The 17,328-nt window shown below is 69.7% G+C and carries 14 protein-coding genes; 10 read left to right on the forward strand and 4 right to left on the reverse strand.

Translation table 11 applies throughout. The features are described 5' to 3' along the window. Positions 1–89: 89 nt before the first annotated feature. From tkt to E4V01_RS07945, 3 genes are all read right to left on the reverse strand, one after another. Positions 90–2,165 (reverse strand): transketolase, encoded by a 2,076-nt coding sequence (gene tkt, locus E4V01_RS07935; protein ID WP_060771754.1) that lies wholly within the window; start codon positions 2,163–2,165, stop codon positions 90–92. A gap of 50 nt (positions 2,166–2,215) precedes the next feature. Further along, positions 2,216–4,075: a glycoside hydrolase family 15 protein gene (locus tag E4V01_RS07940; protein WP_135297979.1), complete on the reverse strand. Its 1,860-nt coding sequence runs from the start codon at positions 4,073–4,075 to the stop codon at positions 2,216–2,218. 219 nt (positions 4,076–4,294) lie between these two features. Beyond that, a complete protein-coding gene (locus E4V01_RS07945) occupies positions 4,295–4,921 on the reverse strand; it encodes a hypothetical protein (RefSeq protein WP_135297980.1) in 627 nt (208 codons plus the stop codon). A 236-nt stretch (positions 4,922–5,157) separates the two neighbouring features. Here E4V01_RS07945 and E4V01_RS07950 point away from each other — a divergent pair, with 236 nt between their 5' ends. The 8 genes from E4V01_RS07950 to E4V01_RS07985 all read left to right on the forward strand — a co-directional run bounded on the left by E4V01_RS07950 (position 5,158) and on the right by E4V01_RS07985 (position 14,707). Next, on the forward strand, positions 5,158–5,745 hold the full coding sequence (locus tag E4V01_RS07950; protein ID WP_003603356.1) for an ANTAR domain-containing response regulator: 588 nt from the start codon (positions 5,158–5,160) through the stop codon (positions 5,743–5,745). After that, positions 5,742–6,758 (forward strand): CmpA/NrtA family ABC transporter substrate-binding protein, encoded by a 1,017-nt coding sequence (locus tag E4V01_RS07955; protein ID WP_135297981.1) that lies wholly within the window; start codon positions 5,742–5,744, stop codon positions 6,756–6,758. The genes E4V01_RS07950 and E4V01_RS07955 overlap by 4 nt, the downstream gene beginning before the upstream one ends. Before the next feature lie 331 nt (positions 6,759–7,089). Further along, positions 7,090–8,385 carry a CmpA/NrtA family ABC transporter substrate-binding protein gene (locus E4V01_RS07960; RefSeq protein ID WP_135297982.1) on the forward strand — a complete coding sequence of 432 codons (1,296 nt, stop codon included), beginning with the start codon at positions 7,090–7,092 and terminating at the stop codon, positions 8,383–8,385. Then, positions 8,385–9,248, forward strand: coding sequence for a nitrate ABC transporter permease (ntrB, locus tag E4V01_RS07965; protein WP_060771750.1), 864 nt, complete (start codon positions 8,385–8,387; stop codon positions 9,246–9,248). The genes E4V01_RS07960 and ntrB overlap by 1 nt, the downstream gene beginning before the upstream one ends. 12 nt (positions 9,249–9,260) lie before the next feature. Then, positions 9,261–10,055, forward strand: coding sequence for an ABC transporter ATP-binding protein (locus E4V01_RS07970; RefSeq protein ID WP_135297983.1), 795 nt, complete (start codon positions 9,261–9,263; stop codon positions 10,053–10,055). 25 nt (positions 10,056–10,080) lie between these two features. Continuing rightward, entirely contained in the window at positions 10,081–11,301 is a 1,221-nt protein-coding gene (locus E4V01_RS07975) for an NAD(P)/FAD-dependent oxidoreductase (protein ID WP_060771748.1), read from the forward strand. An 11-nt stretch (positions 11,302–11,312) separates the two neighbouring features. Next, positions 11,313–13,103, forward strand: a complete 1,791-nt coding sequence (locus E4V01_RS07980) for a NirA family protein (RefSeq protein ID WP_135297984.1) — start codon at positions 11,313–11,315, stop codon at positions 13,101–13,103. Next, on the forward strand, positions 13,100–14,707 hold the full coding sequence (locus tag E4V01_RS07985) for a sulfite reductase subunit alpha (protein ID WP_135297985.1): 1,608 nt from the start codon (positions 13,100–13,102) through the stop codon (positions 14,705–14,707). Before E4V01_RS07980 ends, E4V01_RS07985 begins: the two co-directional genes overlap by 4 nt. Before the next feature lie 20 nt (positions 14,708–14,727). Here E4V01_RS07985 and E4V01_RS07990 read toward each other — a convergent pair whose 3' ends face one another. Beyond that, positions 14,728–15,633, reverse strand: a complete 906-nt coding sequence (locus E4V01_RS07990) for a LysR family transcriptional regulator (protein WP_135297986.1) — start codon at positions 15,631–15,633, stop codon at positions 14,728–14,730. A gap of 144 nt (positions 15,634–15,777) precedes the next feature. On the opposite strand from E4V01_RS07990, the gene E4V01_RS07995 reads away from it, so the two are divergent. Together E4V01_RS07995 and E4V01_RS08000 are read left to right on the forward strand one after the other, a co-directional pair. Continuing rightward, positions 15,778–16,404 carry a glutathione S-transferase family protein gene (locus E4V01_RS07995; protein ID WP_135297987.1) on the forward strand — a complete coding sequence of 209 codons (627 nt, stop codon included), beginning with the start codon at positions 15,778–15,780 and terminating at the stop codon, positions 16,402–16,404. Continuing rightward, positions 16,401–17,321, forward strand: coding sequence for a pyridoxamine 5'-phosphate oxidase family protein (locus E4V01_RS08000; protein WP_135297988.1), 921 nt, complete (start codon positions 16,401–16,403; stop codon positions 17,319–17,321). The genes E4V01_RS07995 and E4V01_RS08000 overlap by 4 nt, the downstream gene beginning before the upstream one ends. The last annotated feature ends 7 nt before the right edge of the window (positions 17,322–17,328 follow it).

Below are 17,328 nucleotides of genomic sequence, written 5' to 3' on the forward strand. Positions count from 1 at the left end.
TCGTTCTTCTTGCGTCCCGTCACCCTGTAGATAGGGCGGGGAGCCGCGCGTTACCCTCCCCCTGCGCGGGGGAGGGTTGATCTGCGAGCCTATTTCTTGTGCTTGGCCACCTGCGCGCGGGCGGCCTCGATCACCTTATCGGCGGTGAAGCCGAACTTGCCGAGCAGATCCTTGATCGGGGCCGAGGCGCCGAAGGTGCTCATGCCGATGATCGAGCCGGAGGAGCCGGTGTAGCGGTCCCAGCCGATGACGCTGCCCTGCTCGACCGCCACGCGCGCCAGCACGTCCGGCGGCAAGACGGAGTTGCGGTAGCTCTCGTCCTGGCGCTCGAACAGTTCCCACGACGGCATCGAGACGACGCGGGCCTTCACGCCCTCGCCCTTCAGGGTCTCGTAGGCGCCGACGCAGAGCTGCACCTCGGAGCCCGTGCCGATCAGGATCACGTCGGGCGTGCCCTCGCAGTCGGCGAGGACGTAGGCGCCCTTCGCGGTACCGGAGGCGGGGGCGTATTTCGAGCGGTCGAAGGTCGGCAGCGGCTGGCGCGAGAGCGCCAGCACCGCCGGCTGATCCTTCAGCGAGAAGATCACCCGGTAGGCCTCGGCCACCTCGTTGGCGTCGGCCGGGCGTAGGGTCACGAGGCCGGGGATGCAGCGCAGGGAGAGGATCTGCTCCACCGGCTGGTGGGTCGGCCCGTCCTCGCCCACGCCGATCGAATCGTGCGTGAAGATGTGGAAGATCGGCAGTTCCATCAGCGAGGCGAGCCGGATCGGCGGGCGCATGTAGTCGGCGAAGACGAGGAAGGTCGCCCCGTAGGCGCGCAGGCCCACGAGCCCGAGCCCGTTCACGATCGAGCCCATGGCATGCTCGCGCACGCCGAAATGGATGTTGCGCCCGCCCGGCTCGAACGGGGTCAGCGAGCCCGCGCCCTCGAAAGTGAGGTTCGACTTGTTGGACGGCGCCAGATCGGCCGAGCCGCCGAGGAGGAACGGCACGTGCTGGGCGATGGCGTTGAGCACCTTGCCCGAGGATTCGCGCGTCGCGAGCCCCTTGGCGTCGGCCTCGAAGACCGGGATGTCCCGGTCCCAGCCCTCGGGCAGGCGGCCTTCGAGGAAAGCCGACAGATCCTCGGCATGCTCCGCATCCGCCGCCTTGGCGGCCTCGAAGAAGCCCTGCCACTGACTGTAGAGCGCGGCGCCGCGCTTGCCGATGCCTTCGGCAAAGGTGTCGTAGACGCCGTCCGGCACGAGGAACTCGGAATCCTCCGGCCAGCCATAGGCGCGCTTGGCGCCCTTCACCTCGTCGGGGCCGAGCGCGTCGGAATGGGCCTTCGAGGTGTTCTGCTTGGTCGGCGCGCCGTAGCCGATGATCGAGTTGACGATGATCAGGGTCGGGCGGTCGCTCGATTGCAGGAAGGTCTCGAGCGCCGAGGCGATGGCGTGGGTGTCGTTCGCGTCGGCCACCCGCAGCACCTGCCAACCATAGGCGAGGAAACGCGCGGCGACCTCTTCCGAGAAGGCGAGTTCGGTGTGGCCCTCGATGGTGATGGTGTTGTTGTCGTAGATCCAGCAGAGGTTCGACAGGCGCAGATGGCCCGCGATCGAGGCGGCCTCCTGGCTGACGCCCTCCATCAGGTCGCCGTCCGAGCAGATGGCGTAGACGTTGTAGTCGAACAGCGGCAGGTCGGGCCGGTTCAGGCGCTCGCCCTTGAAGCGGCCGCCCATCGCCATGCCGACGGAATTCGCCACGCCCTGGCCGAGGGGCCCGGTGGTGGTCTCGACGCCGGTGGTGAAGTGGTATTCCGGGTGGCCCGGCGTGCGGCTGTCGAGCTGCCGGAATTTCTTGATGTCGTCCAGCGAGATGGCGGGGGCGTTTCCGCCGTCGCTCTCCGCGACGCGGGCGAGATGCAGCAGCCCGTAAAGCAGCATCGAGGCATGGCCCGCCGAGAGCACGAAGCGGTCGCGGTTCGGCCAGTGCGGATGGGCCGGATCGTAGCGCAGATACCGGTTCCACAGGGTGTAGGCGACGGGCGCGAGCGCCATCGGCGCGCCGGCATGTCCGGAATTGGCCTTCTGCACCGCGTCGATCGCGAGCGTCCGGATCGTGTCGATCGCGAGCTTATCGCCCTGGCTCAGGGCCGCCTTCGGGCTCGTGTCTGCACCGCTCATGGAGTTACCGTCTTTCTCGCTTCCATCGCCCGCCGTCTGACGGAGTGCGCCTACTGCGCCGCGATGGATTCGCCTACCCTCGACTCGGAATCGTCCGTGCCGCTGCCCCGTTCCTTCGCAGGACCGGTGGCGCGGCTGTAATTGAGGATCGTGTTGACGAGCGCAACATGCGTGAACGCCTGAGGGAAGTTCCCCACCAGCCGTTTCGCGCGCACGTCGTACTCTTCGGAGACCAATCCGAGGTCGGTGCAGACGCCGATCAGGCGCTCGATCAGGTCGCGGGCCTCGTCACAGCGGCCGAGGCCGATCAGATTGTCAGCGTACCAGAAGCTGCAGGGGAGGAAGGCGCCCTCGTTGCCCGGCAGGCCGTCGACGGTCTGGCCTTCCGTCTCGTAGCGCAGGATGAAGCCCTCGCGCATCAGATGCGATTCGACGGCCGCCACGGTGCCGACCACGCGGGGATCGTCCTGGGGCAGGAAGCCCATATGCGCGATCAGCAGCAGGCTCGCATCGAGCGCCTTGCTTCCGTAGGATTGGACGAAGCTGTTCAGCTCCGGGTCGAACCCCTTCGCGCAGACCTCGGCGTGGATCTCGTCGCGAATCGCCTTCCAGTGCGCGACCGGCGGTTCGGCGGAGCGCAGATCGTCCACGCCCATCATCTCGACGCTGCGGATCGCCCGGTCGAAGGCGACCCAGGCCATCACCTTGGAATGGACGAAGTGGCGCCGCCCGCCGCGCACCTCCCAGATGCCTTCATCGGGCGCGCGCCACGCCGTCTCGAGGTGCTTGATGATCGCTTGGCCGACGCGCAGGCCCTCCTTGTTCTGTCCCATGCCGCGGGCACCGGCCTGGAACAGGGCGTCGAACAACTCCCCGTAGACGTCGAGCTGGAACTGCGCGATCGCCGCGTTGCCGACGCGCACGGGCCGCGAGTTCTCGTAACCGGGCAGCCAGTCGAGTTCGATCTCCGGCAGAAGCCGCTCGCCGGCGATGCCGTAGAGGATGTGCGCCTGCTCCGGGTTGCCGGCCACCGCGCGGGTCAGCCAGTCGCGCCACGCGCGGGCCTCCTCGATGTAGCCAGAATCCATCAGCGCCAGCAGCGTGAAGGTCGAGTCGCGCAGCCAGCAGAAGCGGTAGTCCCAGTTGCGCACCCCGCCGAGTTCTTCCGGCAGGGACGTAGTGGGCGCGGCGACGATCCCCCCGGTCGGCTGGTAGATCAGCGCCTTCAGCGTCAACAGGGAGCGGCGCAGGATGGCGTCCCAGGGCGTCTGAAGCGTGCAGCGGCTCGACCACTCGCGCCAGAACCGGTTGGTGTCGTCGAGCCAGCGGCGCGGCTCGATCGGCGGCGGATCGTCCTCGTGCGAGGCGCCGTAGCTCAGCACGAAGCGGACCGCATCACCCTTGTAGACCGTGAATTCCGAGACCGTGGTCTGGTGGGTGGAGCCGCGCATCGGCGCGTTGGTGCGCAGGACCACCTTGTGCGGCCCGGAGATGGCGCGAAGATCCCCGAGTTCGCTGCGCGAGACCCAGGGCACCGCCGAGCCGTAATCGAAGCGCACGGCCAACTCCATCCGCATCGCCATCCGGCCGCGCACGCCCTCGACCAAGCGGATGACGTGGCTGCCATCGCCCACGGGCATGAAGTCGGTGACGCGGACCTCGCCCTCATGGGTCTTGTGCGTGGTCTCCAGCACCAGAGAGCCGCTGCGGTAGCGCCAGGAATGCTGCGCGCCCTCCGCCACCGGGGCGAGCTTCCAGAAGCCGTGCTCCTCCGTCCCGAGAAGGCTCGCGAACAGGGCCGAAGCATCGAAGCGCGGCATGCACAGCCAATCGATGCTGCCGTCGCGGCCGACCAGGGCCGCGGTGCGCCCGTCGCCGATCAGGGCGTAATCCTCGATCCGTCCCGCCATCCCGGCCTCCGTCGTCGCACCCTGAGCCGAACGACGCGGGGGAAACGCGGGCTTCGGCCTCACTCGCAGAGCATCACGCGCGATCAAGCCGCCGCGTCGGCGACGCGGTGGACGGGGTCGCGGTTCCGCCCCGCGCGAAGTGGCGCAGCGGCCGCGCTTCGCAAGGTTTCGGAGCTAATGATTGTGAAGACCGCGCTTCGCGGCGCGGCGCGCTCCGTTTCAGCGCAGCTCCGAGACGAGGCTGACGACCGAGCCGCTCAGGCTCGTGACGCCGGTCGCCGCGCCGGAGCCGGCCGTGCGGGCCGCATCCCAGACCGCGTCGACGGCGGCGAAGGGGAGGGCGCCTGCGGGCAGGAAGCGGCCGCCCTCTTCCTCCGCGCGCGCCAATTCTTCCGCACGCGCCACGGCGGCGGGTGCCGAGACGACCGGCTCGAACGCGGCTTTCGCCGGGCTCGCGGGCTGCGTCGTCGCCATCCGGCTCGCGGTGGCGCGCCGGCGCTCGGTTCGGGTGGCGAGGCGCGGGGGGCGGGCCTGCGGCGGCGCGGCCTCTCTTGCGGCGACGAGGGGCACGAGGCGGGCGAAGGCCTCGCTGGCCGGCCCCGCCTCGACATCGGCGAGCAGGGCCTTGCCCGGATCGAACACGGTGAAGCCGGGGGCCGCAGCCATGGCCGGCACGGCCCGCACCGATTCGACCGGCGGCATCGTCGGTCCCTGGGCCGGCTCGCGGCAGACGAGCGACAGCAGGGCGGCGGCCACGGCGAGGCCGAGGGTCGGCAGCAAGGGGGGAAGCACGGCGCGCGGGGTCGCGGACACGTCCGGCTTTCGCAGCGGATCGACGACGCGCATGAACCGGCCCCTCCTGATAGATTCGCAAGCGGCTTGAGTGTGCGCCCCGGTTTACGGCAGAACCGGGGCCGGGAGATGTCGGTTTGTAACCGTCGTTATCGATCGGGCGGGCATACGGCTTGCCTGCGATGCGTCCGCCCCTTTCACGGCAGGCGCTTCCGCACGCGCCTCATTCAAGACCGACCGCCTTCCTCACCGATGCCTTCCTCGAACGGATCGAACCACTCCGGCCCTCGATGACCGAGACCAGCCTCACCGTCGCCGTGATCGATCCGAGCCGCGCCCGCGCAGCGATCCTGGAGGAGGGCCTTCGCGCCTCCGGCGTCGGCAACGTCGTCGTGCTTGCGGACGGTCCGGACCTCCAGGCGCGGGTGGCGAGCTTGAAGCCCGACGTGATCGTGGTCCATCTGGAAAGCCCGAGCCGGGACGTGCTGGAGCAGATGTCGGGCCTGTCCCGGCAGGCCGAGCGGCCGGTGGCGATGTTCGTGGACCGCTCGGACCAGACCATGATGCAGGCGGCCGTCGATGCGGGCATCTCGGCCTATGTCGTGGACGGGCTGCGCTCGGAACGGATCCGGCCGATCCTCGACATCGCGATCCTGCGTTTCAATGCCTTCGCCCGGCTCCAGCGCGAACTCGACGAAGCCCGCTCGGAACTCGCCGACCGCAAGCTGATCGAGCGCGCCAAGGGCATCCTGATGACGCGCAAGGGCATGAGCGAGGACGAGGCGTACAAGCTCTTGCGGCGGCAGGCGATGAACGAGAAGCGCAAGATCGTCGACATCGCCCGCGCCATCGTCACCGCGGCGGATCTGCTCGGATGAGGATCAGACTCGGATACGTCCCCCTCACCGACGCCGCCCCCGTGATCGCGGCGGCGGAACTGGGCTTCGCGCAGGCCGAGGGGCTTGAGATCGAACTCGCGCGCGAGCCCTCCTGGGCGACCCTGCGCGACCGGCTGGCGCTGGGCCATCTCGACGCCGCGCATATGCTCGGGCCGCTCGCCATCGCCAGCGCGCTCGGTCTCTCGGGGCCGCAGGCCCATTTGAGCGTGCCGATGGCGCTCGGCCTCAACGGCAACGCCGTGGCCGTCTCGAACGCGCTCTGGGCGGCGATGGCGCCGGAGAGCGACGGGCTCGGTGACGTGGCCGCGGCTTTCTCAAAGGTCGCCCGCGCGCGGGCCGGGGAGGGGCGTCCGCTCGTCATCGGCACCGTGCATCCCTTCTCCAGCCATTCCTACCAGCTCCGCCTGTTCGCGGGCTTGAGCGGGCTCGACCTCGACGCGACGGTGCGGCTGGTCGTGGTGCCGCCGCCGGAGACGGTGGATGCACTGCGGCACGGGCGCATCGACGGCTTCTGCGTCGGCGCTCCCTGGAACAGCGTCGCGGTCGCCGCGGGCCTCGGCCGGATCGCGGCACTCGGCTGCGAGATCGCGCCCGACTGCCCGGAGAAGGTCCTGGCGCTGCCGGCGGAGGGGGCCGAATTCACGGCCCCCCTGGTCAGGGCCGTCCACCGGGCCGGGCTGTGGTGCGCCGCCCCCGAGAACCGCGAGGCTCTGAGCCGCCTGCTCGCCGAACGGGCAGGACTCGACGCGGATGCCGCGCTCGTCGCGCGCACACTCCGTGGCGCGCTGATCGTGGATCGGGACGGAACCGAGCGGGCGAACCCGGACTATCTGCGCCTCGACGCGGCGACCCACCGGCCGAACCCGGAGCATGCCCGGTGGCTGGTGGCACAGATGGCCGCCTGCGGGCAGGTGGCCGCCGACGACGACGCCGCGGACCGGGCGGCAGCGCTCTACCGGCCCGACATCTTCGCCGCGGCCATCGGCGGCTGATCGCATTTTCAGCCGCCAATGACCGGCTCGGGCTGCGTCGCGCAGCACCGTCAGCCTCATTCTTGTGCAGTGCATGAAATCATGGCGCCGCTGAGTGCGGGCAGCGCGGCAAACCCGTGATGCCAGAGGTCCGCGAGAAGCGGCACGCCCTTCCGCGCAATTGGCACGGCTCCTGCAGGGGTGGTCGTACGGGCCCGCCAACGACGACGCGCCCCCAACGTCAGCAAGGCCGCTGATCCGGACTGCCCGCACGCGACGCATGTCGATCGCGCTGGCGATCCCGGACGGCGGCCTTTTCCATGTGCAGACAGCGCACCGGAGCGAAGAGCGGATGAGCATCGATCACGGCAACACGACCCGCCGCGGCGTCCTCAAGGGGGCGGCGGCTGCCCTCGCCCTCGCGGGTGCCGCCCGCGCCGCCTTGCCGGCCGGTGCCTTCGCGCAGGCTGCGGGGCCTGAGGTGAAGGGGGTCAAGCTCGGCTTCATCGCCCTGACCGATGCGGCGCCGCTCTTCGTGGCCAAGGAGAAGGGCATCTTCGCCAAGTACGGCCTGCCCGAGACCGAGGTGCTCAAGCAGGCGAGCTGGGGCACGACCCGCGACAACCTCGTGCTCGGCTCCGAGGGCAACGGCATCGACGGCGCCCACATCCTGACGCCGATGCCGTACCTGATCTCGGCCGGCCGGGTGACGCAGAACAACGTGCCGGTGCCGATGTACATCCTCGGCCGGCTCAACCTGAACGGCCAGTGCATCTCGGTCGGCAAGGAATACGCCGACGACAAGATCGGCCTCGACCCGAAGGTCTTCAAAGCCGCGATCGACAAGAAGAAAGCCTCCGGAAAGGCCGTGAAGGCGGCGATGACCTTCCCCGGCGGCACCCACGACCTGTGGATCCGCTACTGGCTCGCGGCCGGCGGCATCGACCCCGACAAGGACATCGAGACCATCGTCGTGCCGCCGCCGCAGATGGTGGCGAACATGAAGGTCGGCACGATGGACGTGTTCTGCGTCTGCGAGCCCTGGCACAAGCAGCTCATCAGCCAGGGCATCGGCTACACCGCGCTCACCACCGGCGAATTGTGGAAGGACCACCCCGAGAAATCGCTCGCGGTCCGCGCCGCCTGGGTCGACAAGAATCCCAACGCCGCCAAGGCGCTCATGATGGCGGTGATGGAGGCCCAGGCGTGGTGCGACCGGCCCGAGAACTGGGACGAGCTCGCCGCCATCGTCGCCAAGCGCCAGTGGATCAACGTGCCGGTCGCCGACGTGATCGACCGGATGAAGGGCAAGTTCGACTACGGCAACGGCCGCGTCGTCGAGAAGAGCCCGGTGATGATGAAGTACTGGGACAACGGCGCCGCCGGCTATCCCTACCACAGCCATGACCTCTGGTTCCTCACCGAGGACATCCGCTGGGGCAAGTTCGAGGGCGGCACCGACACCAAGGCGCTCATCGCCAAGGTGAACCGCGAGGATCTGTGGAAGGACGCGGCCAAGGCGCTCGGCGGCATCGCGATCCCGGCCTCGACCTCGCGGGGCAAGGAGACCTTCTTCGACGGCAAGGTCTTCGACCCCGAGAATCCCGCCGCGTATCTCAACAGCCTCGAGATCAAGAAGGTCGCGTGATGGCCACTGGAGCAACCCTCGGCACCGCCGCCCGCGACCGCGCCGCGGTCAAGGCGCGCGGGCCCTTCATCACTCTGGCGGGCCTGCGCGGCGTCGCCGCCCGCGTCCTGCCGCCGCTCGTCGTCCTGGCGGGCTTCCTGCTCCTGTGGGAGGTGCTGTGCTCCTCCCCCACCGCCGGCCTGCCGCCGCCCTCGCGGGTGGTGACGGAGGCTTGGGACATCATCGTCGATCCGTTCTACGACAACGGCGGCACCGACAAGGGTCTGTTCTGGCATATCGCCGCGAGCCTGAAGCGCGTGGCCCTCGGCTTCTCGCTGGCGGTGGTGGCCGGTGTGATGCTCGGCACGCTGGTCGGCCAGTCCGACTGGGCGATGCGTGGGCTCGACCCGATCTTCCAGATCCTGCGCACGATTCCGCCGCTGGCGTGGCTCCCGCTCTCGCTCGCCGCCTTCCGCGACGGCCAGCCGAGCGCGATCTTCGTGATCTTCATCACCTCGATCTGGCCGATCATCATCAACACGGCGGTCGGCATCCGCAACATTCCGCAGGACTACCGCAACGTCGCCGCGGTCATCCGGCTGAACCCGATCGAGTTCTTCGTGAAGATCATGCTGCCCTCGGCGGCCCCCTACATCTTCACCGGTCTTCGCATCGGCGTCGGCCTGTCCTGGCTCGCCATCGTCGCGGCCGAGATGCTGATCGGCGGCGTCGGGATCGGCTTCTTCATCTGGGATGCGTGGAACTCGTCGCACATCTCCGAGATCATCGTCGCCCTCGTCTATGTCGGGCTCATCGGCTTCGTCCTCGACCGGATGGTCGCCGGGCTCGGCGTGCTCGTGACCCGCGGCACCAGCGCAGCGTGAGGGACTAGGAACATGGCTCATCTCTCCCTCTCCCAGGTCGGCATCACGTTTCATCGCGGCGGCAAGGCGTCGGAAGTGCTGCGCGACGTGAACCTCGACATCGCCAAGGGCGAGTTCGTCTCGATCATCGGGCATTCCGGCTGCGGCAAGTCGACGGTGCTCAACATCGTCGCCGGCCTGCTCAAGGCCTCGACCGGCGGCGTGCTGCTGGACGGGCGTGAAGTGAACGCCCCCGGCCCCGACCGCGCGGTGGTGTTCCAGAACCACTCGCTCCTGCCCTGGCTGACCGTGCGCGAGAACGTGGCGCTCGCCGTCGACAAGGTCTCGAAGGGTAAGAAGACCCGCGCCGAGCGCACGCAGTGGATCGAGCACAACCTCGCGCTCGTGAACATGATGCACGCCGCCGAGAAGCGCCCGAACGAGATCTCGGGCGGCATGAAGCAGCGCGTCGGCATCGCCCGGGCGCTGGCCATGGAGCCGACCGTGCTGCTCATGGACGAGCCCTTCGGCGCGCTCGACGCGCTGACCCGCGCCCATCTCCAGGACCAGACCATGGAGATCCAGCAGCGGCTCAAGAACACCGTCATCATGATCACCCACGACGTGGACGAGGCGGTGCTGCTCTCCGACCGCATCGTGATGATGACGAACGGGCCGTCGGCGACCATCGGCGAGATCCTGCCCGTGCCGCTGGCGCGGCCCCGCCGCCGGCTCGACCTCGTGGAGGACGCGACCTACGTCCACGCCCGCGCCGCGGTGCTGGAATTCCTCTACGCCCGCCACGCCAAGCCCGGTCTCGCCGCCTGAGTTCGTGAAGGGGGATCACGGGTTGATGAGCGTGAGGGACAGACTCGTCGTCGTCGGCAACGGCATGGCCTCGCTCCGCTTCCTCGAGCGGCTGACGGAGCGCGCGCCGGGCCGCTACGACGTGACGGTGGTCGGCGCCGAGCCGGTGGCGGCCTATAACCGGGTGCTGCTCTCCTCGCTGCTCGGCGGCGAGGTGGACGAGGCGGCCTGCGGCTTCCGTCCTCTTTCTTGGTATGAGGAGCACGGCATCCGCCTCGTCACCGGCGCACCGGTCACCGAGATCGACCGGGCGAACCGCATCGCGCTGGTCGGCTCCGCCCATGTGCTGCCCTACGACCGGCTGGTGCTGGCGGTGGGCTCGCTGCCGATCCGGCTGCCGCTGCCCGGCATCGACCTGCCCGGCGTCCTCACCTTCCGCGACTTCGCCGACGTGGCGGCGATCCGCAAAGCCGCCGTCGAGCATGCCAGGGCGGTGGTGATCGGCGGCGGGCTTCTGGGCCTGGAGGCCGCGGTCGGGCTCGCCCGGCTCGGGGTCGACACCACGCTGATCCACGTCATGGACCGGGTGATGGAGCGCCAGCTCGACCATGCCGCCGCCCGCCTCGTGCGCACGGCGATGGAGGCGCGCGGCGTCAAGGTGATGCTGTCCGCCGACACCGCCGCGATCGAGGGCGACGGACGCGTCGAACGCCTGCGGATGAAGGACGGCAGCGTGATCGCGGCCGATCTCGTGGTGATGTCGGTCGGCATCCGCGCCTCGACGGCCCTGGCGCAGTCCTGCGGGCTGACCTGCGGGCGCGGCATCACGGTGGACGATCGGATGACCACCTCCGATCCGGCGATTCATGCGCTCGGCGAATGCGCCGAGCACAGGGGCGTCGTGTACGGCCTCGTCGAGCCCGCCTACGAGCAGGCTGAAGTGCTGTCGCGGGCGCTTCTCGGCGAGGCGGCGGCCTATCCCGGCACGTCCCTTGCCACGAGCCTGAAGGTGTCGGGCCTGCCGGTCTTCTCCGCCGGCGTGGTCGATACGCCCGAGGGCGCCGAGGCGGTCGTGATGCACGATGCCGCCGCCGGCCTCTACCGCAAGCTGATCATTGCCGATGGCCGCCTCGCGGGGGCGGTGTTTGTCGGCGATATCGCCGAGCAGGCGCGCTGCAAGGAGCTGATCCGCTCCGGCGCGCCGCTCTCTCCTGACGACCGGGACGACCTGATGTTCGGCCCGGCCCCGAAAACCCTCGCAGCGTGAGTGAGGCAGCGATGGCAGACGAATTCGACGCCGAGCAGAAGCGCTACCTGGAGGGCTTCGCCTCCGGCATCGCCGCGGCCCGGATGACCGGCGGCCTCGCCGCGGGCCAAGCCCCGGCGAGCGCGCCCGCCGAGCCCACGGGCCCGGACGCGATCCACATCAAGGCGCAGATCCGCACCGTGAAGGAGGGCGGCAAGCTCTGCGACCAGGAGAAGTGGAAACGGGCCGAGAACCCGTTCGACGGCCATAACCGCCTGAAGGCGGAGGCCGCCACAGGCAAGCAGCCCAAGCCCGAGGACAATTTCCGCTGGCGCTACCACGGCATGTTCTGGGTCGCGCCGACCCAGACCTCCTACATGTGCCGGATCCGGGTTCCGAACGGCATCCTGCACCACTGGCAGTTCGCCGGTCTCGCCGACCTCGCCGACGCCCATGGCGGCGCCTACAGCCACGTCACCACCCGCGCGGGCCTGCAGGTGCGCGAGATCGCGCCCGAGCACGCCCAGCCCTTCCTCGACGGGCTGATCGATCTCGGCCTGACCGCGCAGGGCGCGGGCGCCGACAACATCCGCAACGTCACCGGCTCGCCCGCCGCCGGCATCGACGCGCAGGAACTGCTGGACACCCGTCCGCTCACCAAGTCCTGGCACAACTGGATCCTGAACGACCGCTCGCTCTACGGTCTGCCGCGCAAGTTCAACGTCTCCTTCGACGGCGGCGGCGTGATGCCGGCGCTCGAAGAGACGAACGACATCGGCTTCCAGGCGATCGAGGTGCTGGAGGGCGCCGCGGTCGCGCCGGGCGTCTGGATGCGCCTCGTGCTCGGCGGCATCTCGGGCCACAGGGATCTGGCCCGCGACACCGGAATCGTCCTCAGGCCCGAGGACTGCAACCTTGTGGCCGACGCGATCATCCGGGTCTTCATCGAGAACGGCGACCGGACCAACCGCAACAAGGCCCGGATGAAGTACGTCCTCGACGCCTGGGGCGTCGACAAGTACATCGCCGCCGTCGAGGAGAAGCTCGGGCGCAAGCTCGACCGGGTCGACGCCGCCCACGTCGCGCCGCGCCGGCCGACCGACCGCTTCAGCCATGTCGGCGTTCATGCCCAGGTCCAGCCCGGTCTGAACTGGGTCGGCGTGGTGCTTCCCGTCGGCAAGATGACCACCGACGAGATGCGCGGGCTGGCGAAGATCGCCGCGGAATGCGGCGACGGCCAGATCCGCATGACGGTCTGGCAGAACTTCATCTTCTCCGGCGTGCCGGACGCGAAGGTGGCCGAGGTCGAGGCCCGGGTGCTCGCGCTCGGGCTCACGGTGAAGGCCGCCGGCATCCGCTCCGGCCTCGTCGCCTGCACCGGCTCGCGCGGCTGCAAGTTCGCCGCCGCCGACACCAAGGGTCACGCGATGGTCATCGCCGACCATGTCGAGCGGACCGTGCCGGCGCTGGACGTGCCCGTGAACGTGCACCTCACCGGCTGCCACCATTCCTGCGCCCAGCACTACATCGGCGATATCGGCCTGATCGGCGCGAAGGTCGTCGTCTCGGAGGAGGGCGACACCGTCGAGGGTTACGACGTCGTGGTCGGCGGCGGATTTGCCGAAAACCCGAAGATCGGCACCGAGATCTGGAAGGCGGTGAAGGCCGACGACGTGCCCTCGCGCGTCGAGGCGCTGCTCAACGCCTATCTCGCCCGCCGCCTTGGCCCGGAGGAGAGCTTCCAGGCCTTCACCGCGCGCACCGGCCCCGAGGCCCTGCGCGACGCCGCCGAAGAACAACCCGCCCTCAAGGCCGCCGCATGACCCAGCACGTCGCGCCCCCGCTCGTTCTCATCCCTGAAAGCGCCCCGTTCAACGCCGACCAGCGCTCCTGGCTGTCAGGCTACTTCGCCGCGCTCCTCGGCCCTGCCGTGGAAGGCGCCACCGCGCTCGGCCCCGGCGAGGCGCCGTCCACGGGTCCGAAGCTCGCCGACAACGACGACGCGCCCTGGCACGACCCGTCGATGCCGATCAACGACCGGATGGCGATCGCCAAGGACCGCTCCGAGCCGCAGAAGCTGATGGCCGCCATGGCCCAGCAGGATTGCGGGCAGTGCGGCTACAACTGCGCGGACTACGCCAACGCGATCTTCCTCAAGAGCGAGGAGCGGCTGAACCTTTGCCAGCCCGGCGGCAAAGAGACCCTCCGGATGCTCAAGAAGCTCGACGAGGAGTTCGGCGCCTCCGGCGGCGCGGCCTCCGCTCCGAAGGCGGAGGCGGGCGACGCTCCGAAGAAGGAACCGGAACTCGGACCGCTGGGCTTCTGCCGCGAGAACCCGGTGGAGGCGACCTTCCTCTCGCGCACGCGCCTCAACGCGCCGGGCGGCGAGAAGGAGACCTGGCACATCGAGATCGACCTGCGGGACACGCCGATCACCTACGAGGCGGGCGATTCCCTCGGCCTGTTCCCCGCCAACGCCCCGGCCCTGGTCGATGCGGTGATCGCGGAACTCGGCACGCGGCCCGAGCGGATGATCGCGGGCAAGACCCTGCGCGACCGGCTGCTGACCGAGTATTCCCTGGGTGCCGCGCCGGACAACCTCTACCAGCTCCTCTCGCTCCTCACCTCGGGTGCCGCCCGGAAGAAGGCGCAGGCGCTGGCGGCCGGCGAGGATCCGGACGGCGATGCGCAGCATCTCGACGTGCTCGGCGCGCTCCACAAATTCCCCGGTGCGCGCCCCGATGCCGAGGTCTTCCTGGAGGCGCTCGACGAGTTGCAGCCACGGCTCTACTCGATCTCCTCCTCGCCGAAGATGGACGAGGGCCGGGTTTCGCTCACCGTCGATGCGGTGCGCTACAACCATCGCTCGCGCCTGCGCCTCGGCGTCGCCTCCACGCATCTGGGCGAGCGTCTCCCGGAGCAGACGAAGGTCCGGATCTACCTGCAGAAGGCGCACGGTTTCGGCCTGCCGGCGGATGCGGGCAAGGACGTGATCATGTGCGGCCCCGGCACCGGCGTCGCGCCGTTCCGCTCGTTCCTGCGCGAGCGGGCGGCGACGAAGGCGCCCGGCCGCAACTGGCTGTTCTACGGCCACCAGCGGCAGGCGACCGACTTCTTCTACAAAGACGAGCTGAACGGCCTGAAGGACGACAAGGTGCTGACCCGCCTCTCGCTCGCTTGGTCGCGCGACGGCACGGAAAAGACCTACGTGCAGGACCGGATGCGCGAGAACGGCGCCGAGCTGTGGAAATGGCTGGAGGGCGGCGCCCATTTCTACGTCTGCGGCGATGCCAAGCGCATGGCCAAGGACGTGGAGCGGGCGATCATCGACGTCGCCGCCCAGTTCGGCGGCAAGAACCCCGACGAGGCCGTGGCCTACCTCGCCGCCCTGAAGAAGAGCGGGCGCTATCAGGCGGACGTGTACTGAGGGGGGCCCCTCCCACTGCCTCAGGTCGCCGGGTTGACCCGTGGATCGGCGCGCAGCCGCGCCGCGGCGAGATCGACAAAGGCGCGGGTCTTGGCCGGCGCCCGCCGTCCCTCGGGGCTGACGACGTGGATCGGAACCGGCGCCTCCTCGTCCTCGCTGAGGAGGATGCGCAGGCGCCCTTCCGCCACCGCCGGCGCGACCTGATAGGACAGCAGACGCGCGATCCCCCAACCGTCGAGGGCCGCCGCCAGCGCCGCATCGACCGTGTTGCAGACGAGCCGGGGATGGACGCTGACCGTAGTGCGCCGCTCGGGCCCGAACCGCCATTCCGGCAGGGCACCGGGGTTTGACGAGCCGACCACCGCATGATCGCGCAGGTCGTGCGGTGTTTCGGGCACGCCATGCCGCTCGAGATAGCTCGGTGCGGCGCAGACGACCCGTCGCACGCTGCCGACACGGATCGCCGTGAGCCCGGAATCGGCCAGATGCCCGATCCGCACGCCGACATCGATGCCCTCTTCGATCATGTTGACGATCCGGTCGAGGTACAAGGCGCGGACCGCCACCGCAGGGTGACGCGCGAGATAATCGGTCACCACCGGCAGCACGTAGAGCCGGCCGAACTGTACCGGCGCCGTCAGCGTCAGGACACCGGTCGGCGTCGCGGTCGAGCCCGCAGCGGCGGCCTCCGCTTCCGCGACTTCGGACAGGATGCGGCGGCAATCCTCCAGATAGCGCGCGCCCGCCTCGGTGAGCTTCACCGAGCGCGTGGTGCGGATGAACAGCCGTGCCCCGATCGCGGCTTCGAGCGCCGCCACCGAGCGGGTGACCGCGGCCGGGCTCATGGCCAGTGCGCGCGCCGCGCCGGCGAAGCCGCCGCTCTCGGCGACCCGGACGAACACCCGCATTCCCTGCAGCCGGTCCATGACAGCCCCTTCCCGTGAGGAGCAGAGTGGCGATTGTTCCGCTCAACGCAACAGTCGCATGCCGACAATGCCGGTTCACTGCGCCAGGAAGAAGGAGTTTGATCGAGTTCGCGGCCGATCCCAGGGCCGGGAGGAGACGACGCGATGAAGCTCTACAGCCTGACGCTCTCGGGCCATGCCCACCGGGCACGCCTGTTCCTGTCGCTGGTCGGCCAGCCCTATGAAACCGTCGAGGTCGATTTTGCCGGGGGGCAGAACCGATCGCCGGGTTTCCTCGCGATCAACCCGTTCGGGCAGGTCCCCGTCCTCGACGACGACGGGACGATCGTGCCGGATTCCAACGCCATCCTCGTCTATCTCGCAAAGAAGCTCGGGCGCAGCGACTGGCTGCCGGAGGATGCGGCCGGAGCCGCGCGGGTGCAGCGCTGGCTTTCCGTCGCGGCCGGGCCGATCGCCTTCGGCCCCTGCGCCGCCCGCCTCGTCACGCTGTTCGGCGCCAACTTCGATACGGGGGAGGTGATCGCCCGCGCCCACAGGATTCTGGCGCTGATCGACGCGGAGCTGTCGTCCTGCGATTGGCTCGCCGCCGACCGTCCGACCATCGCCGATGTGGCGCTCTACAGCTACATCGCCGCGGCGCCCGAGGGGAACGTCGATCTCGCGCCTTACGAAAACGTCCGTGCCTGGCTCGCCCGCATCGAGGCGTTGCCCGGCTTCGTGTCACTCCCGGCCTCGCCGGTCGGCCTGAACGCGACGGGAGACTCCGCATGAACGGGCAAGCCGCATCCTCCCCCTGGCACCGGGGCGAGGTGGCGATCCAAGAGCGTGTCGGCATGGCCGGCCGGATGGCCGAACTCGGCCCGCGGGTGATCCGCGATCACCTGACCGAGCAGCACCGGGCGTTCTTTCCGCTCTTGCCCTTCGCCGTCCTGGGAAGCGTGGATGGGGAGGGCTGCCCCTGGGCGACGTTGCGGGAGGGCGAACCGGGCTTCCTCCACGCGCCGGACCCGTTTCGGCTCAGAGTGGACGGGCGCCGCGAGCCGGACGATCCCGCCGAGGCGGGGCTGGAGGACGGCGACGGCGTGGCCCTGCTCGGCATCGAACTGGCGACGCGCCGCCGCAACCGCCTGAACGGAAGCGTCGAGCGCACGGGACCGGAGGGCTTCGCGATCCGCGTCGAGCAGAGTTTCGGGAATTGCCCGCAATACATCCATCGTCGGCATGAAGGCCCCCGCCTCGGAGAGGAGGCGGCCCGGCCCCGCTCCGTCCTGTCGAACGGGCTCGATCCGGTGGCGCGGAGATTCATCGCGGCGGCCGACACCTTCTTCGTGGCGAGCTTCGTCGAGGATGCGGGGGGCCGGCGGCAGGTCGATGTCTCGCACCGGGGAGGGCCGCCCGGCTTCGTGCGGGTCGGCGCGGATGGCAGCCTGACGGTGCCCGACTATGCCGGCAACCGCTTCTTCAACACGCTGGGCAACCTGCTAGCGAACCCGCGGGCGGGACTGGTCTTTCCGGATTTCGCGACCGGCGATCTGCTGCAGATGAGCGGACGCACCGAAGTCGTGCTCGATCCGCACGAGGACGAACGGATGGATGGCGCAGAGCGCCTTTGGCGCTTCGTGCCGGAGCGGGTCGTGTTTCGGGCTCGCGCGCTGGGGCGGCGCTTCATCGATCATCGGGCGGCCTAGCGGCGCC

This window comes from Methylorubrum sp. Q1 (genome assembly GCF_004683995.1).
Lineage (GTDB): Bacteria > Pseudomonadota > Alphaproteobacteria > Rhizobiales > Beijerinckiaceae > Methylobacterium.